Annotated in this window: 25 protein-coding genes and 3 riboswitches; of the genes, 11 read left to right on the top strand and 14 right to left on the bottom strand. The window is 65.0% G+C overall.

What is annotated here, in order from left to right:
- Nucleotide 1 precedes the first annotated feature (1 nt).
- Both AC3D25_RS26010 and AC3D25_RS26005 read right to left on the bottom strand, forming a co-directional pair.
- The gene (locus AC3D25_RS26010; RefSeq protein ID WP_488891364.1) at nt 2–904 is read right to left on the bottom strand and encodes a glycine betaine ABC transporter substrate-binding protein; all 903 of its coding nucleotides are present in this window, start codon (nt 902–904) and stop codon (nt 2–4) included.
- Between the two features lie 52 nt (nt 905–956).
- Nucleotides 957–1,673, bottom strand: coding sequence for an ABC transporter permease (locus AC3D25_RS26005; RefSeq protein ID WP_488891363.1), 717 nt, complete (start codon nt 1,671–1,673; stop codon nt 957–959).
- 710 nt (nt 1,674–2,383) lie between these two features.
- Between AC3D25_RS26005 and AC3D25_RS26000 the strand changes: the two genes are divergently transcribed.
- Complete coding sequence (locus AC3D25_RS26000) at nt 2,384–3,145, top strand: TerC family protein (protein ID WP_488891362.1); 762 nt, start codon at nt 2,384–2,386, stop codon at nt 3,143–3,145.
- A 19-nt stretch (nt 3,146–3,164) separates the two neighbouring features.
- On the opposite strand, the gene cobM is transcribed toward AC3D25_RS26000, so the two are convergent.
- Genes cobM through cbiE form a run of 4 tightly spaced genes read right to left on the bottom strand, consistent with a single transcriptional unit; the run spans nt 3,165 to nt 6,977 of the window.
- Nucleotides 3,165–3,899 (bottom strand): precorrin-4 C(11)-methyltransferase, encoded by a 735-nt coding sequence (cobM, locus tag AC3D25_RS25995; protein ID WP_488891361.1) that lies wholly within the window; start codon nt 3,897–3,899, stop codon nt 3,165–3,167.
- Between the two features lie 7 nt (nt 3,900–3,906).
- Nucleotides 3,907–4,662 carry a cobalt-precorrin-6A reductase gene (locus AC3D25_RS25990; RefSeq protein ID WP_488891360.1) on the bottom strand — a complete coding sequence of 252 codons (756 nt, stop codon included), beginning with the start codon at nt 4,660–4,662 and terminating at the stop codon, nt 3,907–3,909.
- On the bottom strand, nt 4,659–5,750 hold the full coding sequence (locus AC3D25_RS25985; RefSeq protein ID WP_488891359.1) for a cobalt-precorrin-5B (C(1))-methyltransferase: 1,092 nt from the start codon (nt 5,748–5,750) through the stop codon (nt 4,659–4,661). Before AC3D25_RS25985 ends, AC3D25_RS25990 begins: the two co-directional genes overlap by 4 nt.
- A 21-nt stretch (nt 5,751–5,771) precedes the next feature.
- Nucleotides 5,772–6,977 (bottom strand): precorrin-6y C5,15-methyltransferase (decarboxylating) subunit CbiE, encoded by a 1,206-nt coding sequence (gene cbiE / locus AC3D25_RS25980; protein ID WP_488891358.1) that lies wholly within the window; start codon nt 6,975–6,977, stop codon nt 5,772–5,774.
- A 103-nt stretch (nt 6,978–7,080) separates the two neighbouring features.
- A riboswitch (cobalamin riboswitch) is annotated at nt 7,081–7,257 on the top strand.
- Nucleotides 7,258–7,382: 125 nt separating this feature from the next.
- On the opposite strand from cbiE, the gene cobG reads away from it, so the two are divergent.
- Genes cobG through cobJ form a run of 4 tightly spaced genes read left to right on the top strand, consistent with a single transcriptional unit; the run spans nt 7,383 to nt 11,735 of the window.
- The gene (gene cobG / locus AC3D25_RS25975; protein WP_488891357.1) at nt 7,383–8,735 is read left to right on the top strand and encodes a precorrin-3B synthase; all 1,353 of its coding nucleotides are present in this window, start codon (nt 7,383–7,385) and stop codon (nt 8,733–8,735) included.
- A complete protein-coding gene (locus AC3D25_RS25970) occupies nt 8,728–9,354 on the top strand; it encodes a precorrin-8X methylmutase (RefSeq protein ID WP_488891356.1) in 627 nt (208 codons plus the stop codon). The genes cobG and AC3D25_RS25970 overlap by 8 nt, the downstream gene beginning before the upstream one ends.
- Nucleotides 9,355–10,080, top strand: coding sequence for a precorrin-2 C(20)-methyltransferase (locus AC3D25_RS25965; RefSeq protein WP_488891355.1), 726 nt, complete (start codon nt 9,355–9,357; stop codon nt 10,078–10,080). It abuts the gene before it with no gap.
- Complete coding sequence (gene cobJ, locus AC3D25_RS25960; protein ID WP_488891354.1) at nt 10,068–11,735, top strand: precorrin-3B C(17)-methyltransferase; 1,668 nt, start codon at nt 10,068–10,070, stop codon at nt 11,733–11,735. Before AC3D25_RS25965 ends, cobJ begins: the two co-directional genes overlap by 13 nt.
- Here cobJ and AC3D25_RS25955 read toward each other — a convergent pair.
- From AC3D25_RS25955 to cobW, 4 genes are all read right to left on the bottom strand, one after another.
- Complete coding sequence (locus AC3D25_RS25955) at nt 11,711–12,277, bottom strand: vWA domain-containing protein (RefSeq protein ID WP_488891353.1); 567 nt, start codon at nt 12,275–12,277, stop codon at nt 11,711–11,713. The genes cobJ and AC3D25_RS25955 overlap by 25 nt on opposite strands.
- Before the next feature lie 128 nt (nt 12,278–12,405).
- Nucleotides 12,406–13,413 (bottom strand): magnesium chelatase ATPase subunit I, encoded by a 1,008-nt coding sequence (locus AC3D25_RS25950; protein ID WP_488891352.1) that lies wholly within the window; start codon nt 13,411–13,413, stop codon nt 12,406–12,408.
- On the bottom strand, nt 13,410–17,186 hold the full coding sequence (gene cobN / locus AC3D25_RS25945) for a cobaltochelatase subunit CobN (RefSeq protein ID WP_488891351.1): 3,777 nt from the start codon (nt 17,184–17,186) through the stop codon (nt 13,410–13,412). The genes AC3D25_RS25950 and cobN overlap by 4 nt, the downstream gene beginning before the upstream one ends.
- Nucleotides 17,187–17,189: 3 nt before the next feature.
- Nucleotides 17,190–18,269: a cobalamin biosynthesis protein CobW gene (gene cobW / locus AC3D25_RS25940; protein WP_488891350.1), complete on the bottom strand. Its 1,080-nt coding sequence runs from the start codon at nt 18,267–18,269 to the stop codon at nt 17,190–17,192.
- A 125-nt stretch (nt 18,270–18,394) separates the two neighbouring features.
- A riboswitch (cobalamin riboswitch) is annotated at nt 18,395–18,674 on the bottom strand.
- 68 nt (nt 18,675–18,742) lie between these two features.
- Nucleotides 18,743–18,991, top strand: a riboswitch (cobalamin riboswitch).
- A 138-nt stretch (nt 18,992–19,129) separates the two neighbouring features.
- On the opposite strand from cobW, the gene AC3D25_RS25935 reads away from it, so the two are divergent.
- The 4 genes from AC3D25_RS25935 to AC3D25_RS25920 are packed head-to-tail and all read left to right on the top strand — an operon-like array spanning nt 19,130 to nt 21,723.
- Nucleotides 19,130–19,573, top strand: a complete 444-nt coding sequence (locus tag AC3D25_RS25935) for a cobalamin biosynthesis protein (protein ID WP_488892156.1) — start codon at nt 19,130–19,132, stop codon at nt 19,571–19,573.
- Nucleotides 19,570–20,172, top strand: coding sequence for a cob(I)yrinic acid a,c-diamide adenosyltransferase (gene cobO / locus AC3D25_RS25930; protein ID WP_488891349.1), 603 nt, complete (start codon nt 19,570–19,572; stop codon nt 20,170–20,172). Before AC3D25_RS25935 ends, cobO begins: the two co-directional genes overlap by 4 nt.
- A 4-nt stretch (nt 20,173–20,176) precedes the next feature.
- Nucleotides 20,177–21,475 (top strand): cobyrinic acid a,c-diamide synthase CobB, encoded by a 1,299-nt coding sequence (locus AC3D25_RS25925; RefSeq protein ID WP_488891348.1) that lies wholly within the window; start codon nt 20,177–20,179, stop codon nt 21,473–21,475.
- Nucleotides 21,472–21,723, top strand: coding sequence for a DUF1289 domain-containing protein (locus tag AC3D25_RS25920; RefSeq protein WP_488891347.1), 252 nt, complete (start codon nt 21,472–21,474; stop codon nt 21,721–21,723). Before AC3D25_RS25925 ends, AC3D25_RS25920 begins: the two co-directional genes overlap by 4 nt.
- 65 nt (nt 21,724–21,788) lie before the next feature.
- Here AC3D25_RS25920 and AC3D25_RS25915 read toward each other — a convergent pair whose 3' ends face one another.
- A complete protein-coding gene (locus AC3D25_RS25915) occupies nt 21,789–22,025 on the bottom strand; it encodes a CbtB domain-containing protein (protein ID WP_488891346.1) in 237 nt (78 codons plus the stop codon).
- A gap of 185 nt (nt 22,026–22,210) precedes the next feature.
- Between AC3D25_RS25915 and AC3D25_RS25910 the strand changes: the two genes are divergently transcribed.
- Nucleotides 22,211–22,771: a histidine phosphatase family protein gene (locus tag AC3D25_RS25910; protein ID WP_488891345.1), complete on the top strand. Its 561-nt coding sequence runs from the start codon at nt 22,211–22,213 to the stop codon at nt 22,769–22,771.
- 32 nt (nt 22,772–22,803) lie between these two features.
- Here the strand turns inward: AC3D25_RS25910 and AC3D25_RS25905 are convergent, their stop codons facing one another.
- Entirely contained in the window at nt 22,804–23,031 is a 228-nt protein-coding gene (locus tag AC3D25_RS25905; protein WP_488891344.1) for a hypothetical protein, read from the bottom strand.
- A gap of 479 nt (nt 23,032–23,510) precedes the next feature.
- Here AC3D25_RS25905 and ppk2 point away from each other — a divergent pair, with 479 nt between their 5' ends.
- Nucleotides 23,511–24,407, top strand: coding sequence for a polyphosphate kinase 2 (gene ppk2 / locus AC3D25_RS25900; RefSeq protein WP_488891343.1), 897 nt, complete (start codon nt 23,511–23,513; stop codon nt 24,405–24,407).
- 7 nt (nt 24,408–24,414) lie between these two features.
- On the opposite strand, the gene AC3D25_RS25895 is transcribed toward ppk2, so the two are convergent.
- Nucleotides 24,415–24,633: a hypothetical protein gene (locus AC3D25_RS25895; RefSeq protein ID WP_488891342.1), complete on the bottom strand. Its 219-nt coding sequence runs from the start codon at nt 24,631–24,633 to the stop codon at nt 24,415–24,417.
- Nucleotides 24,634–24,775: 142 nt separating this feature from the next.
- The gene (locus tag AC3D25_RS25890) at nt 24,776–26,296 is read right to left on the bottom strand and encodes an efflux transporter outer membrane subunit (protein WP_488891341.1); all 1,521 of its coding nucleotides are present in this window, start codon (nt 26,294–26,296) and stop codon (nt 24,776–24,778) included.
- Nucleotides 26,297–26,305 lie beyond the last annotated feature (9 nt).

Here is a 26,305-nt window from a genome sequence, read left to right as displayed (position 1 = left end):
GTTATGGCAGCTTGTGCGTGCGCAGAAAATCGGCCGCGACGGCCTGCACCGACTTGCCGTCGATATCGACTTGCTTGTTCATTTCCAGCACGGTGTCGTTGTTGAGCGCCGCCGACAGCGCGTTCAGTTGCGCCGCGAGTTGCGGGTTTGCATCGAGCGTCGGTTTGCGCACGACCGGCGTCGCGTTGTAGGCCGGAAAGTAGTGCTTGTCGTCTTCCAGCGGCACGATGTTGAAGCCCTTCACGCGGCCATCGGTCGTGTAGATCAGGCCGATCGGCACCTGGTTGTTATGCAGCGCCGTGTACACGAGACCGGGGTCCATCTGCTTGATTTCGGCGCGGCTGAAATGCATGTCGTAAGCGGCTTCGAGCGGCTTCAGACCATCCGCGCGATTTGCAAATTCCGCATCCATCGCGAAGACGTGCTTCGTTTTCGGCTCGGCATTGAGCCGCGCCGCCAACTGCGAAATCGTGCGGATGCCGCTCTTTTGCGCCGCTTCCTGCGGCAAGCCGAGCGCATACGTATTGTTGAGCGGCGACGCATCGAGCCACACCAGACCGCGCTTCGCATCGAGTTCCTTGACGCGTTCGTACATCGCCTTCGGATCGAGTTTCTCGGTGATCTTGTTATAGACGAGCGCCGCCGTGCCAGTGTATTCCCAGGCCACGTCGATCTGCCCGTTCTCCTGCGCGCTGCGCATCAGCACGCTGCCGAGGCCGGTGCGCGCGTCGATCGTGTAACCCTTCGCGCGCAGATATTGCGCCGTGATTTCGGTCAGCACGTATTGCTCGGTGAAGTTCTTCCCGCCAACCACGAGTTCCGCGGCCTGCGCCGCGCTCGCCTGAAGGCAAGCACCGAGAAGCGCAGCGAGCGCGAGGCCGCGCCTGAGCATCGAAGCTCTCATTGTCGTTCTCCGTTGCGTGTGTTGAATGAATTGACGCGCGTGATGCCGCCCGTCATGCCGCGAGTCCGCGACGTGCGAGCGCGCGCCGGCTGCCTGCTGCGACGAGCGCATCCAGCGCCAGCGCGAGGAGCGCCGTGGCGGCCGCGCCGAGCAGCATCTGCTGCTGGTTGTTCAGATAGATGCCCGGAAAGATCAGCGTGCCGAGACTGTCCGCGCCGATCAGATACGCGAGCGGCGCGCTGCCCACGTTGATCGCAAGCGCGGTGCGAATACCGCCGATCATGATCGGCAGCGCGTTCGGCAATTCCACGCGAATCAGCGACTGCCACGGCGTCATGCCGATCCCGCGCGCCGCCTCACGCAACGCGCCCGAAACGTTCTTCATGCCTTCGTAGGTATTGCGCGTGATCGGCAGGAGCGACGCGAGAAAGAGCGCGATGATCGCCGGCAGATCGCCGATCCCGAAAATTCCGAGCGCGATGGCGAGCACCGCGAGCGACGGAATCGTGTTGCCGATGTTGAACACCTGCATGAAGCGCTCGGCGTGGCGCGAGAACGACGGGCGGCTCAGCAGCACGCCCGCCGGCACGCCGACGACGAGTGCCGCCGCCATCGAATAGCCGACGAGCACGAGATGGCGTCCCGTGTAATAGACCAGATCGGCGCCGTACTGACGGAACGCATCGGCACCGATGGCCCGGCCGAGCAGCCCGAGCACGATAACGCCAAGTGCCACGCCGACGGCGATTCTGGCAGGACGATGTTGCATGGATTCAAGCCTCCTTGTTCGATGCATCGGCGTTCGAGCGTCGAAGGGTGCCGACGGACCTGATGAAGTCCGGAAGGAAACCGTTCGACGTCCAGCGACGCGATGCGGGCAGCGCGTTTCGCGCCACCGCAGAGGAAAAATAAAAGAACCGGTGGAACCGGTTTCTGGCGTTTTGAAAGCGTCAGAACGGCGGCCCGAAACAACGTGGAGATCCACCGGATGGCTGAATTCCGTTCGATGCCCGGAAGCGGGCAGCGACTGTCAAGCAACAGTCGGACTACGGATCAGCAGTGCGAGTCGGACGATGGCTGGCGCATAAGGCCGGCACATCGCAAATGGCAAACAGACATCGCGAAAGATGGAACGCAATAAACAGGCCCAATCAGCACAGGCGCAATCAATTTCCGGCAAATCGCTTTAACATCCGATCTTTGTCTTCGAACTGGGGCCGGTCCTGACCGGATGGAAACTGTCCGATTGCCTGACCGAACCGCCAAAAACCGTCACCTTTCCGCCGCTCTTTGAAAAAAAGTCGCGACTGGGGAGGCGGAAGCTAGTCTGTAGAGGTCGCGATCGAACTTCGGCTCGAATCGGCGCTCTGAATATTTCATTTGCCTTACGGTTTCAGCAGGGCATCACGTATCATTGGCCCCTCCCGCGCCTCGACGCGCGAGATTTCGTCAACGTCATCCGAGTCAATCAAAGCCCTTATGGACTATCTCGCAGCACTTGCCAGCGACCCCGCCGCGTGGGCGGCCCTTGCGACGCTCGTCGTCATGGAAGTCGTGCTGGGCATCGACAACCTGATCTTCATCTCGATCCTCACCAACAAACTGCCCGAGGAACATCGCGCGCGCACGCAAAAACTCGGCATCGCGCTCGCACTTTTGATGCGTCTCGGCTTGCTTGGCACCGTCGCGTTGATCGTCAGGCTGACCGCGCCGATCTTCACCGCGTTCGGCCACGACTTCTCGTGGCGCGACCTGATCCTGATTGCGGGCGGCTTATTTCTGGTGTGGAAAGCGACGACCGAGATCCATCACCACGTCTCCCACGACGACAGCGCGAACGAGGCCAGCACACGCGGCGCGAGCATCACGCCGCTCTCGGCGATCGGCCAGATTCTCGTGCTCGACCTCGTGTTCTCGATCGACAGTATCGTGACCGCCGTCGGCATGACCGAGCACATTCCGATCATGTTCGTCGCGGTGATCGCGGCGGTCACGGTGATGATGTTCGCGGCCGGTCCGCTCTCGCGCTTCATCGACCGGAATCCGACCGTCGTGATGCTGGCGCTCGGCTTTCTGCTCGTGATCGGTATGACGCTGGTGGCCGAGGGCTTCGGCTCGCATGTGCCGAAGGGGTATATCTATGCGGCGATGGCTTTTTCTGCGCTGGTGGAGGGGTTGAATATGCTGGCGAGAAGGGCGAAGGGGCGCAAGGCGGGTGGGGGGATCGCGGAACGTCGTTGAGGCGCGAGGGCTAGCCGCTTCACCCGGCTAGCCCTCCCCCATACAACGACGAATCGCTAAAATCAACCGCGTCAAGCACGCGTCCGACCACGATCAGCGCCGTCCGCTCGATGCCCCTCGTGCGTACCTTCTCCGCGATATCCGCAAGCGTACCGAGCACCTTCTCCTCGTCCGGCCAGCTCGCGCGAAACACGACGGCCGCCGGGCAATCCATGCCGTAATGCGGCGCGAGAATCTCAACGATCCGCTCGATATGCCGCACGCCGAGATGGATCGCGAGCGTCGCCCTGTGGCGCGCGAGATCGGCGAGCTGCTCGCCTTCGGGCATCGCGGTCTTGGTAGCGTAGCGCGTGAGAATGACGGTCTGCGAGACGCCGGGCAAGGTGAGCTCGCAACCCAGCGTCGCGGCCGATGCAGCCGCCGCCGTCACGCCCGGCACGATCTCGTACGGAATCGCAAGCGCGTTCAGCCGCCGAATCTGCTCGCCGATTGCGCCGTAAAGCGATGGATCGCCGGAATGCACGCGCGCGACGTCGTGACCTTCGGCATGCGCGGCGGCCAGCAGCACGATGATTTCATCGAGATCGAGATCGGCGGTGTTGACCACTTGCCGCGCGCAATGTCCGGCGAGCACGGCCTCCGGCACGAGCGACCCCGCATAAAGAATCACCGGGCAAGCGCGAATCAGGCGCTGCCCTTTTACCGTAATGAGTTCGGGGTCGCCCGGACCCGCGCCGATGAAATAGACCATCATTTAAGGCTTATTCTGTAAGTTGTGCAGGGTCGAGCCACGCGGCGAGCGCAACGCGCGCCGCCGTGGCATCGTCGAATTCACGATCGACAGCGGGCAAATCGGGCCGAGCGAGCATCACCACCGGCACGCCCAATTCGCGCGCCACGGCGAGCTTCGCCTCGGTTGCCGCGCCGCCGCTGTTCTTGCTGATCAATACGTCGATGTTGCGTTCGATGAACAGCGCCCGCTCTGCATCGAGCGCGAACGGACCGCGTGCATCGAGAATCGCCGCGCGTGCATGATCCGGTGTGTGAGGCGGTTGCGGATCGAGACACCGTACGGTCCAGTATTGCGACGCCGGAATCTCGTCGAGATGCGCGAGCGGCTCGCGCCCGAGCGTCCACAATGGCCGCTCGAACGGCGCTATCAAACGCTCGAGATCGGCCCAATTGCGCGCGTCGCGCCAGTCGTCGCCTGCCTGGCGGCGCCACGGCGCGCGACGCACGGCCCAGCACGGCACGCGTGCCGTGGCGCACGCGGCAGCGGCATTGCGGCTCATCTGCGCGGCATACGGATGCGTCGCGTCGATCACGAGACCGATCCTCTCCGCCACGATAAACGCGGCCAAACCCGCCGCGCCGCCGTAACCGCCCACGCGCACCGAACACGCGAGATCCTGCGGCACGCGCCCAAGCCCCGCGAGACTATAAACGTGCGCCGGGCCGAGATGCCGCGCGAGCGCCAACGCATCGCCCGTGCCGCCGAGCAAAAGCACACGCGTCATCGCGATTCTCCGATAAGCCGCCCCTGCCGATCGATCGCGAACGCTTCCACTTCCACGCCGGACGGCACGACCGTCAACGCAAAACGGCGCGCATGGCGGCAGACGATATCGCCGAGCGCAACGCCTTCCGCCCGCCCCAGCGCGAGCGCTTCCTGACTCGTGTTGGCGGCGCGCATCGCGGCTTGCAGTGCGTCGTTCGCGCCCGCATCGGCGGCCCATGACGCGAGTTGCGGAAGGTCGATGCTCGAGTTTCTGCTATGCAGATCGAGATGGCCCGCCGCGAGCTTGCTCATCTTGCCGAAGCCGCCGCACACGCTCAGTTTCGCGACCGGCGCGCGCCGCAAGTGTTTCAGCACCGCGCCCACGAAGTCGCCCATTTCGATCAGCGCGATATCCGGCAAACTATAGCGCGCACGCATCGCGTCTTCGCTCTGGTTGCCGGTGCATGCCGCGAGGTGCGTGTAGCCGTTCGCGCGCGCGACGTCGATGCCTTGATGGATCGACGCGATATAGGCCGAGCATGAAAATGGCCGGACGATCCCGCTCGTGCCGAGTATCGACAATCCGCCGACGATGCCGAGCCGCGGGTTCATCGTTTTGAGCGCGAGCGCCTCGCCGTTTTCCACGCCGATGCTCACTTCAAAGCCACCCGTATAACCGTATTCGTCGGCGAGGGCGTCGAGATGATCGGTCATCATCCGGCGCGGCACGGGATTGATCGCCGGTTCGCCGATGCCGAGCGCAAGTCCCGCGCGCGTCACCGTCCCCACGCCCGGCCCGGCGAGAAAACGCACACCAGTCTCGTTTATCAAGCGCACGCGTGCAAACACGATCGCGCCGTGTGTCACGTCGGGGTCGTCGCCTGCGTCCTTGATCATGCCCGCCTCCGCCTCGTTCGCACCGATCCTTCTGCAGAATACGAGCGGCATCGGGACATGCTGACCCTTCGGCAACGTGATTTCCGCGCGCTCGCTTGTCACGCCGCCGAGCAACAGGCGTGCGGCGGCGAGGCTCGTCGCGGTCGCGCAACTGCCGGTGGTGTAGCCGCTGCGAAGCGGCGCGGGCTGCTCGCCGGTCTCATCACGCATGGCGGAATTCACGAGCGCGCATCATGGTTTTATCGCGTGGAGCAGCGTGATCGGCAACGCTTGCCGCCACGTATCGAAGCCGCCGAGCGGCGCGGCCTGTGCCACGCCAATGCGCGTCAGTTCGCCGCCATGGTTTTCGCGCCACGCAACCAGCGCTGCCTCGCTTTGCAACGTAACGGCATTCGCGATCAACCGTCCACCGCTTCGCAGACGCGACCAGCACGCGTCGAGCATGCCCGCCGCGGTCACCCCGCCGCCGATAAAAATCGCGTCGGGCGTGGACAATCCGTCGAGCGCGGCGGGCGCCTCGCCCGCGACGAGTTGCAGCGCGGGCACGCCGAGCGCGTCGCGATTGTGTTCGATCAGCGCCTGACGTCCGGCATCGGCTTCGACGGCAATCGCGCGGCAAGACGGATGCGCGCGCATCCACTCGATCCCGATCGAGCCGCAACCCGCGCCGACATCCCACAGCAATTCGCCCGGCGCGGGCGCGAGGCGCGCGAGCGTGATCGCGCGCACGTCGCGTTTGGTGAGCTGGCCGTCGTGCCGATAGGCGTCGTCGGGAAGGCCCGGCGTGAGCGGCAGCCCCGCGTGCGTGTTCTCGCGACGACATTCGATGGCAACCAGATTTAACGCGGCGGCAGGCGCGTCGCCCCACGCATCGGCGCGACTGTCGATCCGCCGTTCCAACTCGCCACCCAGATGCTCGAACACGCTCACCCGGCTCGCGCCGAAACCTGCGTCGCAAAGCAGCGCGGCAATCGCGACGGGACTCGCGCCATCGCTGCTCAAAACTAAAAGACGCGCACCGCGAAAGAGTTGCGCCCGGAGCGCCGCGAGCGGCCGCCCGACGAGCGAGACATGCGCGACTTCATGCAGCGGCCAGCCGAGCCGCGCGGCCGCGAGCGAGAGCGAAGAAGGCGCGGGCAACACACGCAGTTGTTCGGGCGGCACGCTACGCGCGAGCGTCGCGCCGACACCGTAGAACATCGGATCGCCGCTCGCGAGCACGCACAGACAATGGCCGCCGCGCCGCGCGAGCAGCGTATCGACGGAAAACGGCTTCGGCCATGGCATCCGCTCGGCACGCAAACCGCGTGGCAGCAGCGCGAGATGCCGCTCGCCGCCGTAGATCGCGTCGGCGTCGAGCAGCGCCCGCCGCGCGAGCCGGCCGATCCCGTCCCACCCGTCCTCTCCGATCCCCACCACGGTCAGCCACGGTGACATCCGCCGTTTCCTCTTGATCCGGTTCCTGCCGATTGAAAAACTTAGAGCGCGCGCGAGCCGCAAACGCGACGCGGATCGCGCCAGTCGAGCCCTGAAAAGCGGGCATAATACAGCGTTCGTCGGTGCCCTTCCGGGCCTAACAGGGAACACAGCAACACTGTGGCTGCCCCCGCAATTGTACGCAGCGAGTCCGCGCTCCACTGCCACTGGTTTTTACCGGGAAGGCCGGCGCGGATCGTGACCTGCCAGCCAAGAGACCTGCCGACCATCCGTTTCGCGTGAAGCCCGTGCCGGGCGGGGTGTACCGGCGCGGCAGCCGTTGCCGTCATGCTGGCGGCACGGCGCTACTATCGCGAAGAAGTCCCGGGTCCTGCTTTGAAACTACCTGCACACGCATCGTCTCACGTGCCTCGACCGGCGTCAGCCGCGCCGCGCGCAGCCGCGCCGGGCGCATCCACGCCGGGCGCATCCGCGTGTCCGGGGCTGTTGCGCGTGGTCGCCGCGCGCGACGGCGGGCTGTGCCGCGTCCGGCTGCCGGGCGGCGAACTCAGTGCGGCGCAGGGGCGCGCGATCGCCGATGCCGCCGCGCGCTTCGGCTCGGGCGCGATCGAAGTGACCAATCGTGCGAATCTGCAGTTGCGCGGCGTGCGCGACGAGTCGCAGCAAGCGCTCGTCGATACGCTGCTCGACGCCGGGCTCGGACCCTCGACGCCCGGCGCCGACGACACGCGCAACCTGATGACGAGTCCGCTCGCAGGCCTCGATCACGCCGCTAAAAACGATGTCTCGACGCTCGCCGCAAACCTGCTCGCGCAGATGCAGCGCGACACGCGGCTGCACGCGCTCTCGCCGAAATTCGCGCTGCTGCTCGATGGCGGCGAGCCACTCGCGATGCTCGATCACGCGCACGATATCTGGCTCGCCGCGATGGACGCCGAGCATTTCGCGTTCGGTCTCGCGGGCTGCCCGCCGGTCGATGCACACGACACGCCCGCGTTAGCCGCCGTCGCGACGCGGCACGTTCCCGCGCTCGTGCATGCGCTGCTGCACACGTTTCTCGATCTCGCCGCGCCCGATCGATCCCGCATGCGCGATCTGCTCGCGACATTGCCGCCGGACGCGTTCATAAGCCGTCTGTCAAATATCCCTTTGCTTCGCGACGCCACCGTGCAGGCGTGGCGACGTCCGCCCGCCGATCCATCGCTGCGACTCGGCGCGCACGCTCAGTGCGCGGCGGGACCGATGTACGTCGGCGCGCAACCCGTGCTCGGCCGCCTCGATCCAGCAAGCCTGCGCGCGCTCGCGCATCTCGCCGATCAAAAAGGCAGCGCGCGCCTGCGCATGACGCCATGGCAAAGTGTGCTGCTGCCGGATATCGCCGCGGCCGACGCCTCGTCCACGATCGCCACACTTCGCGCGCTCGGCTTCGCCATCGCGCCGGACGAACCGTTCGCGCGGTTGATCGCGTGCGCGGGATCGACGGGATGCGCGAAAGGCGCAGCCGATACGAAGGCCGACGCACTTCGTCTCGCCGCGCGCTTGCCGCCCTCGGTGCAAGTTCATCTCAGTGGCTGCACGCGCTCGTGCGCCGCCGCGCACCGCGTACCGTTTACGCTGCTCGCCGTCGCGCCCGGCCGCTACGATCTCTATCAAAACGCAGACGCCGCTAGAGCCGAAGGCTTCGGGGTCTGCGTGGCCCATCATCTGACGATTCAAGAGGCAGCCGACTGGCTCGCCCGGAGCAACCCCGATGCTTGATTACATCCGCGACGGACAGGAAATCTACCGCCAATCGTTCGCGACGATCCGCGCCGAAGCCAGGCTCGATGCAATCCCCGCCGACCTCGAAAAACTCGCGGTGCGCGTGATCCACGCGTGCGGCATGGTGGACGCCGCCGACGACCTGCGCTTTTCGCCGGGCGCGGGCGCAGCGGGCCGCGCCGCGCTCGCGGCAGGCGCGCCGATTCTCTGCGACGCGCGCATGGTCGCCGAGGGCATCACGCGCGCGCGGCTGCCTGCGGACAACCGCGTGATCTGCACGCTGAACGATCCCTCCGTGCCGGATCGCGCGCGCGCGCTCGGCAATACGCGCTCGGCCGCCGCGCTCGAACTGTGGCGGCCGTTGCTCGAAGGGAGCGTCGTGGTGATCGGCAATGCGCCGACCGCGCTCTTTCACCTGCTCGATCTGCTCGACACGGGCGCCCCGAAGCCCGCGCTGATTCTCGGCTTTCCGGTCGGTTTCATCGGCGCGGCGGAATCGAAGGCGATGCTCGCCGCCGACAGTCGCGGCGTGCCGTTCGTGGCGCTCGCCGGGCGACGCGGCGGCAGCGCGATGGCGGCGGCGGCCGTGAACGCGCTCGCAACGGAGATCGAATAAATGAGCGGACGTCTGTTGGGTCTCGGCGTGGGGCCGGGCGACCCGGAACTGATCACGGTCAAGGCGCTGCGTTTGCTTAAAAGCGCACCCGTTGTCGCGTATTTCGTCGCGAAGGGCAAAAAAGGCAACGCGTTCGGCATTATCGAAGCGCATCTCGGCGAAGCGCAAACGCGCTTGCCGCTCGTGTATCCGGTCACGACCGAAGCGCTCGAACCGCCGCTTTGCTACGAGACGATCATCGCCGATTTCTACGATGAATCCGCACTGCGGGTCGCGGATCATCTCGAAGCGGGCCGCGACGTCGCGGTGATTTGCGAAGGCGATCCGTTTTTCTACGGCTCCTACATGTATCTGCACGACCGGCTCGCCGCGCGTTTTCAGACCGAAGTGGTGCCGGGCGTGTGTTCGATGTTGGGCGGTGTCGCCGTGCTCGGCGCGCCGCTCGTGTATCGCAATCAGAGTCTCGCCGTGCTCTCGGGCGTGCTGCCGGAACACGAACTCAAGACGCGGCTCGCGGCGGCGGACGCCGCTGTCGTGATGAAGCTCGGCCGCAATTTCGACAAGGTTCGACGCGTCTTGAACGAGCTCGGCCTCGCGCAACGCGCGCTGTACGTCGAGCGCGCGACCATGACGAATCAGCGCATCGTGCCGCTCGACGATGTCGATCCAATGGCGTCGCCGTACTTCTCATTGCTCGTCGTGCCGGGGAAAAAATGGCAGGCATGAACACGGTGCCAGCGCCCGCCATCGTGATACTCGGCGCAGGCGCGCTCGATACCGCGCGACGCATCCAGACGCTTTATCCCGGCGCGCGCGTGCATGGCCTCGCGCGTCGGATGAACGCGGACGTGGATGTCGGCTTCGATGAACTCGGCCCGCATCTGCGCGGACTGTATGCACGCGGCACGCCGGTGATCGCGTTGTGCGCGGCGGGCATCGTCATTCGCGCGCTCGCGGCCGGTCTCTCGGACAAGGGCGCGGAGCCGCCCGTACTGGCCGTCGCAGAAGACGGCAGCGCGGTCGTGCCGCTGCTGGGTGGCTTAAGCGGCGTGAATGCGATGGCGCGCGAGATTGCCGAGGCGCTCGGCACGACGCCCGCCATTACGACGAGCGGCGAGTTGCGCTTCGGTACGTGCCTGCTGAATCCGCCGCCCGGCTACGTGCTCGCCGATATCGAACGCGGCAAGCGCTTCGTGTCGGATCTGCTCGGCGGGGAGACGACGCGTATCGAAGGCGCTGCGCCCTGGCTCGACGCGGTGGATTTGCCGCGCGCCGATGCCTCGCGGCTCGCGATTCGCGTGACACCGCATACGAGCGAATCCGCCGATGAACTGCTGATTCATCCGCGTTCGGTCGTCGCGTTCGTGCATGACCTAGCTGCTGGCGATATCGCCGCGCGTGTTCACGATGCGATGCGCGAGCAGCGGCTTGCCGCACCTGCGCTCGCGGTGCTGCTTGCGCCGCCGTCGCGCGCGGGCTCACAAGCGCTTGCCGATGCCGCGCTCGCGCTTGGCGTCCCGCTGCGCTTTACTCTCGATTCCACCGACAAGGCACACGACATCACGCTTGAAATCCATGCACAGCCCGTCGATATCGAAAGCCAAGGCCGCGCGCGCGGCACGCTGACGGTCGTGGGACTCGGCCCCGGCGATGCATCGCACATGACGCCCGCCGCACGCGCCGCGCTCGATCAAGCCAGCGATGTGCTCGGCTACGACACGTATGTCCGCATGGCAGGCCCGTTCCGCTCCGATCAGCGTCTGCACGAAACCGATAATCGCGAGGAGATGCAGCGCGCCGCGCACGCGTTCGAAATCGCGAGCGAAGGCCGGAACGTGGTGGTCGTATCGTCCGGCGATCCGGGCGTCTTCGCGATGGCCGCCGCCGTGCTCGAAGCACTCGATCAAGGCCGCGACGCGCATCCCGAATGGTGCGGCGTGGCGCTTGTCATCGAACCGGGCGTATCGGCCGCGCTCGCGACCGCCGCGCGCGCCGGCGCGCCGCTCGGCCACGACTTCTGCATGCTGTCGCTCTCCGACAATCTGAAGCCATGGAGCGTCATCGAAACGCGGCTGCGACATGCGGCGCAGGCCGATCTGGTAATGGCGTTCTATAACCCGATATCGCGCGCGCGTCCGTGGCAACTCGACCGCGCGCTCGACATCGTGCGCGAGCATCGCAAGCCGGAAACGCGCGTGGTGCTCGGCCGCAATATCGGCCGGCCCGGCGAAACGATGGTGACGACAACGCTCGGCTCCGTGCGCGGCGATCAGGTGGATATGCGCACGATGGTGATCGTCGGCTCGACGCATACGCGCGGTTTCCCGCGTCACGCCGATACCGCCGACGAATGGATTTACACGCCGCGCTGGTACGCCTGAGCGAGCGATTCGCCGGTCGTGTACTCGGCGTCCCAACGTGCCGCAAGGGTCGCCGCGCGGCCGAGCCGCACGCTTTCGCGCTCGAAATCGACCACCACGACATGATCCGCGTGGAGCGGGCGCGCGGGCGAATCGGGACTGCGCCCATCGGTGAGCAACCACAGCCAGCGCGCCTGCGCCGGCTTCTTGCGCGCGGCACGCGCGAGCACGTTCGCCGCCATGTCCACGCCAAGCGCGAGCGGCGTGCCGCCACCGCCGCCGATCGGATTCAACCAGCGTTCGTTCCACCAATGCGCCGCGCCCGGCTGACGCCGCACTTCCGCACGTCCGCCGCCGAAGCACACGAGCGACACGTCTGCCCGCTCGCGATACGCACGATCGAATAACGCGACCAGCAGGCCCTTCGCAAACGCGAGCCGCTCGCCCGCGAGCATCGAACCGGAACAATCGAGCACGAAACAATGCAGCACGGCGCGCTCGCCCTGCCTCGCGCGGAAGCGGAGATGTTCCGTCGAAAGCCGGGCATGACGTTTGGCGCGCAACGTGCCGGGCCAGTCTATCGACCGGCTCGCGATACCCGCCGTCGCGTTCGTGCGGCCTCGCGTGTGAGGATCGAGCCATCGCGAGCGGCCGGGTTGAGTCTCAGCCGGACCATCGTGCTCGCGATGGCTCAGGATTTTTTTGAGGGAAGCGGCCTCAGTTGCTTCACCGTCGCCGTGCCGACGGGTTCGGGCGGCAGATAACCTGAGTCGGTGTCGGACGTGTTCGTTCGCGACGATGAAGGCGCGCTCGCCGCAGCCGCGCCGCTCGTGTCTGCCGACGCATGCCGCCTGTGCAGCAGTACCGCCTCCGCCACGCGCTCGACATGCTCGACGCGCACCGCGTCCGATGCATCGAACGCGGCCAGCGCACGCGCTGCGCGCAGCATCACGAGGTCCGCGCGCAAGCCGTCGACTTGCGCGGCGATGCACAATTCGCTCACGCGGGCATGCACGGTCGCGTCGAAATCGAGCTTGCCCAATGCCGCGCGCGCTTCGCGAATGCGCGCGGACAGTTCCGCTTGCGCCACCGCATGGCGCGCCCGAAACGCGGCGGGATCGAGATCGAACGCGAGCCGCGCGCGGACGATCTGCTCGCGCACGGCGGCATCGAAACAGTTCGCCAGATGCACCGCAAGGCCGAAGCGATCAAGCAATTGCGGACGCAATTCGCCCTCTTCCGGATTCATCGTTCCGATCAACACGAAACGCGCGTCATGCCGATGCGAAATGCCATCGCGTTCGATCGTGTTCACGCCGCTCGCGGCGACGTCGAGCAGTAAATCGACGAGCGGATTCGGCAGCAGATTCACTTCATCCACATACAGCACGCCTTGATGCGCCTTCGCGATCAGGCCCGGCGAAAACTGAACGCCGCCGTCGCGCAGCACCGCTTCGAGATCGAGCGTGCCGATCAGTTGCTCCTCGCTCGCGCCGAGCGGCAGCGTGACGAAACGGCCTTCGGGCAGCAGTTCGGCAAGCGAGCGCGCACTCGTGGATTTCGCGGTGCCGCGCGGACCGCTCACCAGCACGCCGCCGAGCGCGGGATCGACGGCTGCGAGCAAAAGTGCCTGCCGCAAGGGCTCTTGCGCGATCAGCGCGGTAAAGGGAAATACCTGCGTGAGCTTGGAATCGTTCAATTTCGCGTGCCTTCGAGTTGCTGCTCGGTGTTCAACAAATGCGCTTCGACTTGCTCCCGATACGCACCCGGGTTCTGCCACAAACCGCGTTGCATCGCTTCGGTCAAGCGCTCGCATATCGAATGCAGCGCGTGCGGATTGTGGCGTTCCATGAACGCGCGCGTGGCGTCGTCGTTCACGTAGGCATCGGTCACGAGCGCGTACTGATGGTCCGAGACGACGCGCGCGGTGGCGTCGTAGCCGAACAGATAATCAACCGTTGCGGCCAGTTCCGACGCGCCCTTGTAACCATGCCGCTTCACACCGTCGATCCACTTCGGATTCACCACGCGCGAACGGATCACGCGCGAGATTTCTTCGTTCAGCGTGCGGATGCGCGGCGCGGCGGGGTTGCTGTGATCCGCGTTATACGCCTGCGGCTGCGCGCCCGACAGATGCCGGACCGCCGCCATCATGCCGCCCTGAAACTGATGATAGTCGTTCGAATCGAGCAGATCGTGCTCGCGGTTGTCCTGGTTCTGAAGCACCACGTCGAGACTCGCGAGCCGTGCGCCGAACACATCGCTCGCGGCCACGCCGTCGCCTTGCTGCGAGTACGCATAGCCGCCGGCTTGCTGATACGCGAGCGACAGATCGGCGTCGTTCTGCCACGCCTTCGCGTCGATAAGATCCTGCAAACCCGCGCCGTATGCGCCGGGCCGCGTACTGAACACGCGCCAGCCCGCGCGCAAACGCGCTTCGTTCGCATCGAGTCCGCGCGCGATGTGTTCGTCGCGCTCGCGAAGGATGCGCGCGCGGATCGGGTTCACGTCCTCCGGTTCGTCGTCGAGTTCGGCGACCGCTTGCACGGCGGCGTCGAAGAGATGCATCAGGTTCGCGAACGCGTCACGGAAAAATCCGGACACGCGCAAGGTCACGTCGATACGCGGACGGTTGAAGATCGTGACCGGCAGGATCTCGAAATCGGTGACGCGATGGCTGCCCGCCGCCCATTTCGGCCGCACGCCGATCAGCGCCATCGCCTGCGCGATATCGTCGCCGCCGGTGCGCATCGTGGCCGTTCCCCACACCGATAAACCCACCGCGCGCGGATAGTCGCCATGATCCTGAAGATGCCGCTCGACCAGCAGGTTCGCCGACTTCAACCCGATCGACCACGCCGCTTGCGTCGGCAACGCGCGCGTATCGACCGAGTAGAAATTGCGGCCGGTCGGCAACACGTCGGGCCGTCCACGCGACGGCGATCCGCTCGGCCCCGGCGGCACGAAACGACCTTCGAGTCCTCGCCGCAACTGCGTCAGTTCCTGCTCGCCGCATGCGTCGAGCCGCGCGAGAATATCGCCGCGCAGACGTCGCAGGACGAGCGTGCTGGCGGGCCATTGCGACGCGTCCGCGTCCTCACGAAGCAAGCGCGCGGCGAGCAATTCCAGCCGTTCGCGGGTGTCGCCGTGATGACGCCACGGCGCGTCCGACACATCAAATAACGCAGCGGGACGCGGTCCGGTCCATGGCGCTGCCCAGTCCGCATCGAGCGGATCGAACGCAGCGCCGAGTTGCAGATCGCGAGCCAATGCGGTGAGGATGCTCGCGTTCGCGCCTTGCGCATCGCCGACAGGAAAACGGCCGAGCGCGAGCAACGTATCGAGCCGTTGGACGCCTTGCGGCGACGTGCCGAAAGTATGCAGGCCATCGCGAATCTGCGCCTCTTTCAGTTCGCATAAATACGCGTCGGCGCGCGTGAGCAACGCGTCTTCGCCGCTTGCATCGCGCGGCGCGTCGAGGCCGAGTTCCTCATGCAGACGATGCTCGACGATGCCGGCGAGTATTGTCTTGCGCAGAAGCGTTGCGCGCCGTGGATCGACCATCAGCGCTTCGTAGTATTCGTCCACTTGCCGCTCAAGATCCTGCAGCGGCCCGTAGTTTTCGGCACGCGTGAGCGGCGGCATCAGATGGTCGATGATGACCGCCTGCGCGCGGCGCTTCGCCTGGCTGCCCTCGCCCGGATCGTTGACGATAAACGGATAGAGATGCGGCATGGGCCCGAGCGTCAGATCGGGCCAGCACGCATCCGACAGCGCGACGCTTTTCCCCGGCAGCCATTCGAGATTGCCATGCTTGCCCACATGCACGACGGCATCCGCATTGAAGCGCAGCCGCAGCCAGAAATAGAACGCGAGATACGCGTGCGGCGGGACCAGTTCGGCATCGTGATAGCTCGCATAGTCGCCACGTTCACGCGAGCGCGCCGGCTGTATTCCGATGAATACTTCGCCGCTGCGCCAGCCCGCGATCATGAAGCGGCCCCGCCGCAAAGTTGGATCGGCTTCGGGCGGTCCCCAGCGCGCGTTCAGCGCCTGCTGCACGCCTTGCGGCAGCGCATGGAAGGCCGCGAGGTAGTCGTCGAGTGCGAGACTTTGCAGCGCGGGCCGCAAGTCTCGCACCGATGGATCGTTGGTCACGCCCGAGGTGAGCGCGCGCATCAGCGCATCGCCATCGGCGGGAGGCTCGCCCACGCGATATCCTTCAATACCAAGCATCGCGAGAATGTTCACGACGGATGCAGGCGTGTCGAGTCCGACACCATTGCCGATGCGCCCTTCGCTCAGCGGATAGTTCGCGAGAATCAGCGCGATGCGTTTTGCGCCGTTGTCGAGCGCGCGCAAGCGGCACCATCGGAGGGACAACTCGGCGACGAAGCGCACGCGTTCGATATCGGGCTGATAGCGCACGACGTCCACCTGCGTGTGTTTGCAATGATAGGCGAGGCCCTTGAAACTGATGGCGCGCGTGATGATGCGTCCGTCCACTTCGGGCAGCGCGACATGCATCGCGACGTCGCGCGAATTGAGTCCGTGGTTGTCCTTCAGCCAGTCGTCGCGATTGCCGCCGCTCAGGATGACTTGCAGCACCGGCGCATCGCCCGCGAGCACGAACGGCTCGGGTCCATCGATCACCCCGGCGGCGAACGCGGTCGTATTGAGTACGAGCGACGCGTCGAGCTCTTCGCAAAGCTGCTGCACGACCTCGCGGCTCACCGCGTCTTTCAGCGACGACATCGCGATCGGCAACGGGTTGATCCCAGCGGCTTCGAGCGCGTCGATCAGCGCGTCGAATACCGCTGTATTGCCCGATTGCAGATGCGCGCGATAGAACAGGACGGCCACCACGGGCGCGCCGTGACGCCAGCGCGCGCGCCAGTCCGCGATGGTCGCGAGATCGCGCGCCGGATGATAGAGCGCGACAGCGGGCAACGCGCCCGGCGCGCGAGCTTCGCGGCCGTAACCGAATATCCGGTGGCCGATGCAGCGCAGAAATTCTTCCGCGTTCTGCGCGCCGCCTTCGCGCAGATAGCGCCAGAGTTCGTGGCACAGCGCGGGATCGGCGGTGCTTTTTGCGAGCAGGTTCGGGTCTTCCTGCAAGTCGCCGGAGAACATCACGAGCGTTTGCTTGCGCGCCTTCGCGAGCGCGACGATCCGCTCGATGCCATACGGCCAGTATGCTTCGCCGCCAAGATGATCGACCACCACGACGCGCGCGTGACGCAGCACGTCGTCGAGATAGAAATCGACCGACGCCGGCTGCCGCAAGAACGACTGGTTCGCGAGCCGCACCTCAGGAAAACCCGCATCCAGCCGTGGGAAAACGCTGGCGAGCAGCGACAGCGTCGTATCGGCGGAACTGAGGATGACGATCGGCGCAGGCGTCTGCTCGATGCGCATGACGCCCGCGGCATCGTCGACGAAACCACCCGGCGTCGTGCGGAGAAGGTGCATGAATCAGGCCTGTGCGGGCGTCGCTTGCAGCGCGGCATCGAACGCACGTTGCAGACTCGCGCGGTCGAGGTCTTCGCCGATCAGCACAAAGCGGCTCTGCGCCTCGCCCGCTTCCCACCGACGATCGAAGTAGCTATCGAAACGGCGTCCCACGCCTTGCACGACGAGCCGCATCGGCGCGCCCGGCAGCGCGGCAAAACCCTTCACACGATAAATCGTGTGATTCTCGACGAGCGTTTGCAGCGCAGCGATCAACGCATCGCGCGACTCGACCCGAGCTTCGACCACGATCGAATCGAAGTCGTCGTGATGATGATCCGCGTGGCCTTGGTCGTCGAGCGAGCCGTGGTGATCCGGCCGCAGATGGATCGTGTCTTCGGATGCCGCGTCGAGACCGAGCAGCGTATGCAGATCGAGCTGCCCGCGCTCGGCGCGCACGATCTTCACCTCCGCCGGAATCTCGCCGCGAATCAGCGTTTCGACGGCACGTTGTGCGGTTTCGTCGATGAGATCGGTCTTGTTCAGAATCACCAGATCCGCCGACGCGAGTTGGTCTTCGAACAATTCGTGCAGCGGCGATTCGTGGTCGAGGTTCGGATCGGCGCGACGTTGCGCGTCCACGGCTTGCGGGTTCGCGGCGAACTGACCGCTCGCGGCGGCCGGGCCGTCCACCACCGTGACGACGGCGTCCACCGTGAATGCGTTCTTGATGGACGGCCAGTTGAACGCCTGAACGAGCGGCTTCGGCAACGCGAGGCCCGAAGTCTCGATCAGCACATGATCGATCTGGCCGCGCCGCTCGACAAGTTGCTCCATCACCGGATAGAACTCTTCCTGCACGGTGCAGCAGAGGCAACCGTTAGCGAGTTCATAGAGATTCGGCTGATCCGTCGATGCTTCGTCCTCGCAGCCGATATTGCAGCCCTTCAGGATTTCCCCGTCGATCCCGAGTTCGCCGAACTCATTGACGATCACTGCAATGCGCAGACCATTCGCGTTCGAAAGAATGTGCCGCATCAGCGTGGTTTTGCCGCTGCCGAGGAATCCGGTGACGACCGTGACCGGGATTTTGCGCGTTTGCATCCGTTGCTCCGTGGGGTTTCGCGGGTCTTATGTGCGTGCCGCCGCCCGACGGTTGCAGGATGCAGGTATGAGGCACGACAAACCCAGCTCGATGAAATCGTGGATCGCGCCGCTTCCCCGCGACGGCGATCCGTGTCTGTCTGGCCGGTATCCGGGCTGACGAAAACGCCGCTTCACCTTCCCACGCGAGGTTCGACATCGCGCAGTGGAGACATGCATGGCCCGCGGAAACGCGGACGACACACTGAAGGCGGCTTTGCCGCATCGTGACGATGCGGCCTTCGCTTACCGTTGCGGGGGCAGCGCAGGTTGGCGTTTCGTCGGACTTCCGCGAGCGCGTCCTGCTTCCCGTTTAACTGCGCGCAGCGGACGCCACGCGCGAGCACCAAAACTGCAAGCAAGTCTAGGCCGCTCGCCCCGGAGCGTCAAGAATCGCGCGGCTCCCGCCTCTTCGCCGCGACTCTTGCCTGTGATATCGTTGCCGCGCGTCTGGTGCTCGCGCATGCGTTTCAGCATGCGCAGTTAAACGGGAAACAGGAAGCGGCCGTGGTGGTCTTAACCGCGTATCGCCAGCCTGTGCTGTCCCCGCAACGGTCAGCGACCTGCGGTTTTCCCGCTAAAACCGCACATTTCCTTCAACGCCACTGCTCGTTTCGAACGCGCGGGAAGGCGAACGAAAATGCGGTCGCCAGCCCGGATACCGGCCAGCGCGTGTGACGAACGCTCGCGTTTTTCTTACCGCGAGTTTCGCCGATCGCCGCTTTTCCGCGAGGGACGGATTGGCTGCGCCGAATTTCGAGTCGTTCGTATCGCATGAATTCATCTATCCGTCGTCACGCCCGACGCTCGCCAGCCCGCGAATGTGCCTTGTTTCATGGGGTCATTTCGTCGTGAGCGAATCATTCGGGGATGTCCCGCTCGTTCTCGGCATCGGATGCAGGCGCGGTGTGTCCGCAGATGCAATCGATACGGCCATCATGGCCGTCTTGAACGGCACGGCGCTGGCGCAGGTTCGCGCAGTCGCGACGCTCGACCGTAAAGCCCGCGAACCCGGACTCGTCGATTTTTGCGCGCGTCACGGCTTGCCGCTCGTGTCGTTTCCGGCTGCCCAAATCGACGCGGCCGCCGCGACGGATTCGGCGCGCGTGCGCGCGCTCGCGGGCGTCGGCGGCGTGTGCGAACCGTGCGCGCTGCTAGCGTCGCGCGAAGGGCGCGTCGTCGTCGAAAAAACCATTATCGGCGACGTCACCGTTGCAGTCGCCGCCGATCGAAACCTGTCTTCCTCTGTCGAGAAAAGTGCATGAAAACCGATCCCGAATCCCATCTGCGCATGACGCAGCGTCGCAAGGAAGGCCACGAGAAAAAGCAGGCCGCAGCCGATCGCGAGAAAGGTTTGCTGATCGTGAATACCGGCACCGGCAAGGGCAAGACGACCGCCGCGTTCGGCATGGCCGTGCGCGTGCTCGGCCACGGCATGAAGCTCGGCGTCGTGCAGTTCATCAAGGGCGCGCTGCATACGTCCGAGCGCGATTTCCTGAGCGCGGTCGCGAATTGCGATTTCATCACGATGGGCGATGGCTACACCTGGAACACGCAGGATCGCGACGCCGATATCGCGACCGCGCGCAAGGGCTGGGACGCGGCGCGCCGGATGATCGAAAGCGGCGAATATCAAATGGTCGTGCTCGACGAACTGTGCGCCGTGCTGAAATACGAATACCTGCCGCTCGATGAAGTGCTCGCTGTGTTCAACGCGCGTCCGGTTGGACTGCACGTCGTCGTGACGGGTCGTCATGCGCCGGATGGGTTGATCGAAGCGGCCGATCTCGTGACCGAGATGCGGCTCGTCAAGCATCCGTATCGCGAGCAGGGCGTGAAGGCGCAGCGCGGCGTCGAGTTCTGAGCCGATGCCCGCCTGCCCCGCCCTCTTCATCAGCGCCCCGGCCTCGCATCAGGGCAAGACCACGGTGACGGCCGGCATCGCGCGGCATCACGCGCGGCTCGGCCGGCGCGTGCGCGTTTTTAAAACAGGTCCGGATTTTCTCGATCCGATGATCCTAGAACGTGCATCCGGTTCGCCCGTTTATTCGCTGCATCTTTCGATGGTCGGCGAGGCCGCATGCCGCGCGATGCTCGCGGACGCGGCACGCGAGGCTGACCTCATCCTGATCGAAGGCGTGATGGGCCTCTTCGACGGCACGCCGAGCAGCGCGGATCTGGCTTCGACATTCGGCGTGCCGGTGCTTGCCGTGATCGGCGCGCACGGCATGGCGCAGACCTTCGGCGCAATCGCGTTCGGCCTTGCGAATTACCGCGCGGGCCTGCCGTTTCATGGCGTGCTCGCGAACCGCGTGGCGTCGGCGCGGCATGCGCAGATGCTCGCCGAAACCATTCCGGCCGACTTGCGCTATTGCGGCTTTCTATCGAGCGAGGAGGCCCTCGCGTTGCCGGACCGTCATCTCGGTCTCACGCAGGCGAGCGAAGTGGCCGATCTCGACGCGCGGCTCGACCGCGCCGCCGATGCGCTCGCCGCGACCACGTTGTGCGATCTGCCGCCGCCGGTGCATTTCGATGAATGCGCATTGCCCACGCCGCCGCGCCTGCTCGACGGTGTGCATATCGCGATGGCGCGCGATGCCGCGTTCTCCTTTGTCTATCCGGCCAATATCGATGCGCTCGTGGCGATGGGCGCGCGCGTCACGCCGTTCTCGCCGCTCGCAAACGAACCCGTTCCCGCCGACGCCGACGCGCTCTACCTGCCGGGTGGTTATCCGGAACTGCACGCCGCGACACTCGGCGCGGCCACGCGAACGCACGCATCGATAGCCGCGCACGTGGCGCGTAGCGGCGCGGTCGTGGCAGAATGCGGCGGCATGCTGTATCTGCTCGAATCGCTGACGGATATCGACGGCGAAGCGTGGCCCATGCTCGCCCTTCTTCCCGGCCGCGCCGTCATGCAAAAGAAACTCTCGCGCCTCGCGATGCAACGCCTCGATACATCGCGCGGCGCTTGCACCGGACACACGTTTCATTACTCATTTATGACCACGCCGATGACACCGCACCTCACCGCCGCGCACGCCACGACCGGCGCGGCGGGTGAAGCGCTCTATCGGCACGGTTCGATTTCCGCGACTTACATGCACACGTACTGGCCTTCGAATTACCCCGCTGCCGCCGCGCTTTTCAAAGGCGAGCCGCTATGAGCACGATTGCATCGAAAGGCGTGCCGGCTGCGCCGCTCGAACTCGAATTCACGATCTGGCGCGCGAAGGAACAGCAACCGGTCGGTTCGCCCTGCACGAACGTGTGTCGCCTGCATGTCGATACCGGTTTATGCGAAGGTTGCTTTCGCAGCCGCGCGGAGATCAAGGCGTGGAAGACGCTCGACGATCCCGCCCGCCTGAGCCTGCTCGATGAACTGTTAGGACGAAAGACGCAAGCGGTGGAATAAAAAAGGCGGCGCACGAAGCGCCGCCTTTTGCATGGCGAGTGACGCGACCATGCCGCGCAGGTCAATCAGTGGCAGGGAAAACCCAGCAGATGGCGGCCGTCGTGCAGGAACTCATGCACGTACATACCGGAGAAAATCGCAGTAGCGCCCTGTTCCGCGCCGACAAAATAAATGGCGATAAGCAAAATCAGGCCGATAAAGACAGCCCACGGCAGCACTTCACGCACCGGAATGGGTACGGGTGCATCGTATGAGGGCGCGCCGGATGCGCCGGAATGGGCCGAAAATGCGGGTGAAGTCATGTCACTCTCCAGGGAATGCGCGTCCCGATAGACGAACGAACGAAGGATTGCAGCGGGGGTCTGACTTGCTCGGCGCATGGCGCCGGCTCACAGTGGCGCGACCGTGCCGGGTTTCCACCGGCTTCCGCACGCTGCAGCCTGCCATTTTATGATGCCGGGCAAAGTAAAGGAAACGCTTTTAAGCCATGACAGTCGAATTCGTTTTGCTATGCCACGCCACGACTCGCGCGATGAAGACGGGCTTGTTTCCGACCGCCGACGACCCCATCGAGCCAGTTGCCGAACCGGACGCGATCCGCCGGTCGATCAACGCAACACGCGTGCTAACAAGCCCGGCGCGCGCAGCACGCGATACAGCCGCGTGGCTATCGGCGGCGCCGGAAGTGAACGATGCATTCGGCGACCTCGATCACGGCCGATGGCGCGGGCGCTCCGTCCGTGACGTGCATGATGAAGATCCTGAGGGGCTCGCCGCGTGGCTCAGCGACCCGCAAAGCGCGGCGCATGGCGGCGAAAGTCTGGAAATGCTCGGCGAGAGAGTGTGGCGCGAGCTGACGGCTCTCGCGGCAGATAAACCGCAGGCAACCATAATCGTCACGCACGCGATCGTGCTGAAAGTAGCACTGGCGCGCGCGCTGAACGCGCCGCTCGATTCCGTCTATGCGATGGATTTCGAGCCGCTTTCGACGCTCACCATCCGCCGATCCGGCCAGCGCTGGCGGATTCTCCATCGCACAGCGGCGTGAGGATCGCCGAGTGCAAGGGCCGCGTGCAAGGGCTACGGCTTCGCGCCGCGCGCCATCCGCTGAAGCGTCGACGAATCGATCGCGTTAGCGCAAATCCGCACGGCTTCCTTCAGCGTGCGCGGCTTGCCGGACGCGAATTCGGACTCCAGCATCGCCACCGCCCGCAGACGCTCGTCGTTGCCGAGCTTCTCACCGGTCGCGAGTTCGAGCACCGAAATAAAGTAACCCGCGGGCGGCGCGGCGTTGCCAGACTGATTCATAGAAGCATCCGGAGCTGCGAAAGTCGCGCCGTAGTGCGCGCGATGGGGTAAGTATCGACTGTTCATGGCTCTGCCTGAAAAAGACTCGTGCCTGACAAACAGCAAGGATTATTCCAGGCTGCTATGTCGACGTCGTTAATTCGTCAGAGAAAAAAATGCAGCGTGGCGACGCGGCCGTATTTCACTCGCGCGCAATCGCATTCTCCCGCTTCTCACATAACGCTGCGCCCGCGTCAAAGGCAGACGAATCCGGGTTCGCGCGCGCCGCTGGAGAGAATGCAGTTTTGCCGGACGACGCTGCGGGAAATTACAATGCGGTGTAAAAGAAGGCGACCGTCACACGCCTGAAATCATTATCCGCAACAATCGGCGGTCACGCACCGGCCGCCCGCAGCCAACGAAAACGCACAGCCGCATGCCGGACCGCCTTGGCCAAAAAGGCCCCGGTGCGAGCCGCAGCCACATCAATGGAGCTTCCTATGATTTCGCAGGACAAGCAGCGCCGTTTCGAAGCCGATCTCATCGACAGCTACGACGAAGAACTCGAAATGGAGATCGACGATCATCTGCTCGGCGGCGAATCGACCCTGACGGACGAGGATCGCGCTCAGCGTAAAGTCTATTTCCGCGAGCTTTTCCGCCTTCAGGGCGAACTCGTCAAATTGCAGGACTGGGTGGTGCATACGGGGCATCGGCTGGTGGTGATCTTCGAAGGACGCGATGCTGCCGGCAAAGGCGGCGCGATCAAGCGGATCACGCAGCGGCTCAATCCTCGTGTCTGCCGCGTCGCTGCTCTACCCGCGCCGAACAATCGCGAGCGTACGCAGTGGTATTTCCAGCGCTACGTATCCCAATTGCCGGCGGGCGGCGAGATCGTGCTGTTCGACCGGAGCTGGTACAACCGCGCGGGCGTCGAGCGCGTAATGAATTTCTGCACGGACGACGAGTACGAGGAATTTTTCCGCTCGGTGCCGGAGTTCGAAAAAATGCTGGTGCGCAGCGGCGTGCAGATCATCAAGTACTGGTTCTCGATCACCGACGACGAACAGGAAGTCCGCTTTCAGGCGCGTATCGAAGATCCGCTGAAGCAGTGGAAGCTAAGCCCGATGGATCTGGAAAGCCGCCGCCGCTGGGAAGCGTACACGCAGGCGAAGGAAGTCATGCTGCAGCGCTCGCACATTCCCGAGGCGCCGTGGTGGGTGGTTCAGGCGGTGGACAAGAAGCGCGCGCGGCTCAACTGTATCCATCATTTACTGGGTCAGGTGCCGTATCACGAGATCGAACATCCCGCGATCGATCTGCCGGCGCGCGTCTACAACGACGATTATCTGCGGCAGCCGGTGCCGGGCAACATGATCGTGCCGGAAATATACTGAGCTGCGTTCAGCAGTGCGTGCAGACGTGCTTGCAAACCTGCGAGCGCGCCACGTCCGCTGCGCGGCGCGTGAAGATAAGCCGGTACGCGTGCTGCGAACCCTTCGCGATCATCACGAGCATGACCTGCGCGAGGTTGAAATCGAGCGTCACCATCAGGCGCATCAGCAACAGCAGCGGAAGCACCACGGCGGGTTGATACAGTTGTCTTTCGATCAAGGCTTTCATTGCGTGCTCCTTCGTCCATGATGAAATTCTACGGACCCGGAGCCTCCGGAAAAAGACGCTGCGGCCGAAGACATATGTTCCTGAACACGAACAATGCCGCCGGCCGCTGCGTATTTCACTAAACGTCAAAACCCCTTAAAAACTAGCGTTGCGCGATGCTCGGCGGCGCATCGGCGGCAGGCGGCAAGTCGCCCCAGCCGCCGCCCAGCGCGCGGATCAGGTTCACCGTCGATACCGCCTGCGTGCCCGCCAGTTGCACCGCGACGCGCTGCGATTGCAGTACGGTCCGCTCGGCGTCGATCACATCGAGGTAAGTCACCGCGCCCTCGGTGTACTGCCGGCGCGACAACTGTGCGGCGCGGGTCGACGCACTGACGGCATCAGCCTGCGTGCCGGTCTGCCCCTCCAGAATGCGCAGATCCGAGAGGTTGTCCTCCACTTCCTGGAACGCGACCAGCACCTGCTGCCGATAATTCGCGACATCCTCTTCGTAGATGGCCCGTGCGTTCGCCAGATTGCCCTTGCGGCGGCCGCCATCGAAGAGCGGTACGGTGAGCGCCGTACCGACCAGCGGACCGAGCAGGAACGCGCGGCTCGACCACTGGAACAGGTCCGCGAGCGTCGCCGATTCGAACCCGCCCGCGCCGGTCAGCGTCAGCGACGGGAAAAACGCCGCCTTCGCCACGCCGATCCGCGAGTTTGCCGCCGCCATCGTGCGTTCGGCCGCCGCGATATCCGGACGCCGTTCCAGCAACGACGAAGGCAGGCCCGGCGGAACGCGAATTTCAACCGGCTTCAGCGGATTCGCGGCCATCGTGAACTGCGCGGGCGCGCGGCCGAGCAACACGGCGAGACTGTGCTCGGACGAGGCGCGCAGACGCTGCACGGTCATCGCGTCGGATCGGGCGGTCGCGAGTTCCGACTTCGCGCGGGCGACGTCGAGTTCGCTGATCTCGCCTTCGTCGAAGCGGCGTTGCAGCAGTTTCAGCGCGTCCTGACGCAAAGTCACCGTGCGGTCGTACACCTCGAATTCGGCATCCAGTTCGCGCAGCGTAAAGTAGTTCTGCGCGACGTCCGCCTGCAACGCGAGTTGCACCGAGCGCAAGAGCGCTTCGCTTTGCTCGGTATCGGCGTTCGCGGCCTTGACCGAATCCGATACGCGTCCGAACAGATCCACTTCATACGACGCGCTTGCCTGTGCGCGCCAGATGGTCTGCACCGGAACGTTCGCGGTGTTCGGCAAGTTCTGCGAGACGGCGGACTGGCGTTCGCGCGTCGGGCCAAAACCGGCGTCGAGGGTCGGGAACAGCCCGGCGCGCGCCGTCTGGTTGATCGCTCGCGATTCCTTCACGCGCGCGACCGCCGCCTTGAGGTTCTGATTCGCGTCGAGCGCCTGGCGTTCGAGATCGTTCAGCGCGGGGTCGTCGAAGACGGTCCACCATTCGCCGCGCATCACCGCTTCCGAAGGCTGCGCCGTCTTCCACGTGCCCGCTTCAGCAGGCGAGAGGCTCGACGTGGTTTCCACCGGCGTTTCCTTGAACGCGGCCGGCGCGGCGACGTCGGGTTTGTCGTAGGTCGGCGCGAGCGAGCAGCCCGCGACCACCAGCATCGAGGCGAGAAGGCCCGACAAGCCCAGCCAGCGTTTCGATAAAGTCGTATTCATGATGTTGTC

The organism is Caballeronia sp. SL1002, assembly GCF_057814995.1.
This window is presented reverse-complemented; position numbering and strand designations above follow the sequence as displayed.

Bases quoted from the DNA above. Each gene is read 5' to 3' on its own strand.
- AC3D25_RS26010 (WP_488891364.1), bottom strand. From the start codon at position 904: ATGAGAGCTTCGATGCTCAGGCGCGGCCTCGCGCTCGCTGCGCTTCTC.
- AC3D25_RS26005 (WP_488891363.1), bottom strand. From the start codon at position 1,673: ATGCAACATCGTCCTGCCAGAATCGCCGTCGGCGTGGCACTTGGCGTT.
- AC3D25_RS26000 (WP_488891362.1), top strand. From the start codon at position 2,384: ATGGACTATCTCGCAGCACTTGCCAGCGACCCCGCCGCGTGGGCGGCC.
- cobM (WP_488891361.1), bottom strand. From the start codon at position 3,899: ATGATGGTCTATTTCATCGGCGCGGGTCCGGGCGACCCCGAACTCATT.
- AC3D25_RS25990 (WP_488891360.1), bottom strand. From the start codon at position 4,662: ATGACGCGTGTGCTTTTGCTCGGCGGCACGGGCGATGCGTTGGCGCTC.
- AC3D25_RS25985 (WP_488891359.1), bottom strand. From the start codon at position 5,750: ATGCGTGATGAGACCGGCGAGCAGCCCGCGCCGCTTCGCAGCGGCTAC.
- cbiE (WP_488891358.1), bottom strand. From the start codon at position 6,977: ATGTCACCGTGGCTGACCGTGGTGGGGATCGGAGAGGACGGGTGGGAC.
- AC3D25_RS25970 (WP_488891356.1), top strand. From the start codon at position 8,728: ATGCTTGATTACATCCGCGACGGACAGGAAATCTACCGCCAATCGTTC.
- AC3D25_RS25965 (WP_488891355.1), top strand. From the start codon at position 9,355: ATGAGCGGACGTCTGTTGGGTCTCGGCGTGGGGCCGGGCGACCCGGAA.
- cobJ (WP_488891354.1), top strand. From the start codon at position 10,068: ATGGCAGGCATGAACACGGTGCCAGCGCCCGCCATCGTGATACTCGGC.
- cobN (WP_488891351.1), bottom strand. From the start codon at position 17,186: ATGCACCTTCTCCGCACGACGCCGGGTGGTTTCGTCGACGATGCCGCG.
- cobW (WP_488891350.1), bottom strand. From the start codon at position 18,269: ATGCAAACGCGCAAAATCCCGGTCACGGTCGTCACCGGATTCCTCGGC.
- AC3D25_RS25935 (WP_488892156.1), top strand. From the start codon at position 19,130: ATGTGCCTTGTTTCATGGGGTCATTTCGTCGTGAGCGAATCATTCGGG.
- cobO (WP_488891349.1), top strand. From the start codon at position 19,570: ATGAAAACCGATCCCGAATCCCATCTGCGCATGACGCAGCGTCGCAAG.
- AC3D25_RS25925 (WP_488891348.1), top strand. From the start codon at position 20,177: ATGCCCGCCTGCCCCGCCCTCTTCATCAGCGCCCCGGCCTCGCATCAG.
- AC3D25_RS25920 (WP_488891347.1), top strand. From the start codon at position 21,472: ATGAGCACGATTGCATCGAAAGGCGTGCCGGCTGCGCCGCTCGAACTC.
- AC3D25_RS25915 (WP_488891346.1), bottom strand. From the start codon at position 22,025: ATGACTTCACCCGCATTTTCGGCCCATTCCGGCGCATCCGGCGCGCCC.
- AC3D25_RS25910 (WP_488891345.1), top strand. From the start codon at position 22,211: ATGACAGTCGAATTCGTTTTGCTATGCCACGCCACGACTCGCGCGATG.
- AC3D25_RS25905 (WP_488891344.1), bottom strand. From the start codon at position 23,031: ATGAATCAGTCTGGCAACGCCGCGCCGCCCGCGGGTTACTTTATTTCG.
- ppk2 (WP_488891343.1), top strand. From the start codon at position 23,511: ATGATTTCGCAGGACAAGCAGCGCCGTTTCGAAGCCGATCTCATCGAC.
- AC3D25_RS25895 (WP_488891342.1), bottom strand. From the start codon at position 24,633: ATGAAAGCCTTGATCGAAAGACAACTGTATCAACCCGCCGTGGTGCTT.
- AC3D25_RS25890 (WP_488891341.1), bottom strand. From the start codon at position 26,296: ATGAATACGACTTTATCGAAACGCTGGCTGGGCTTGTCGGGCCTTCTC.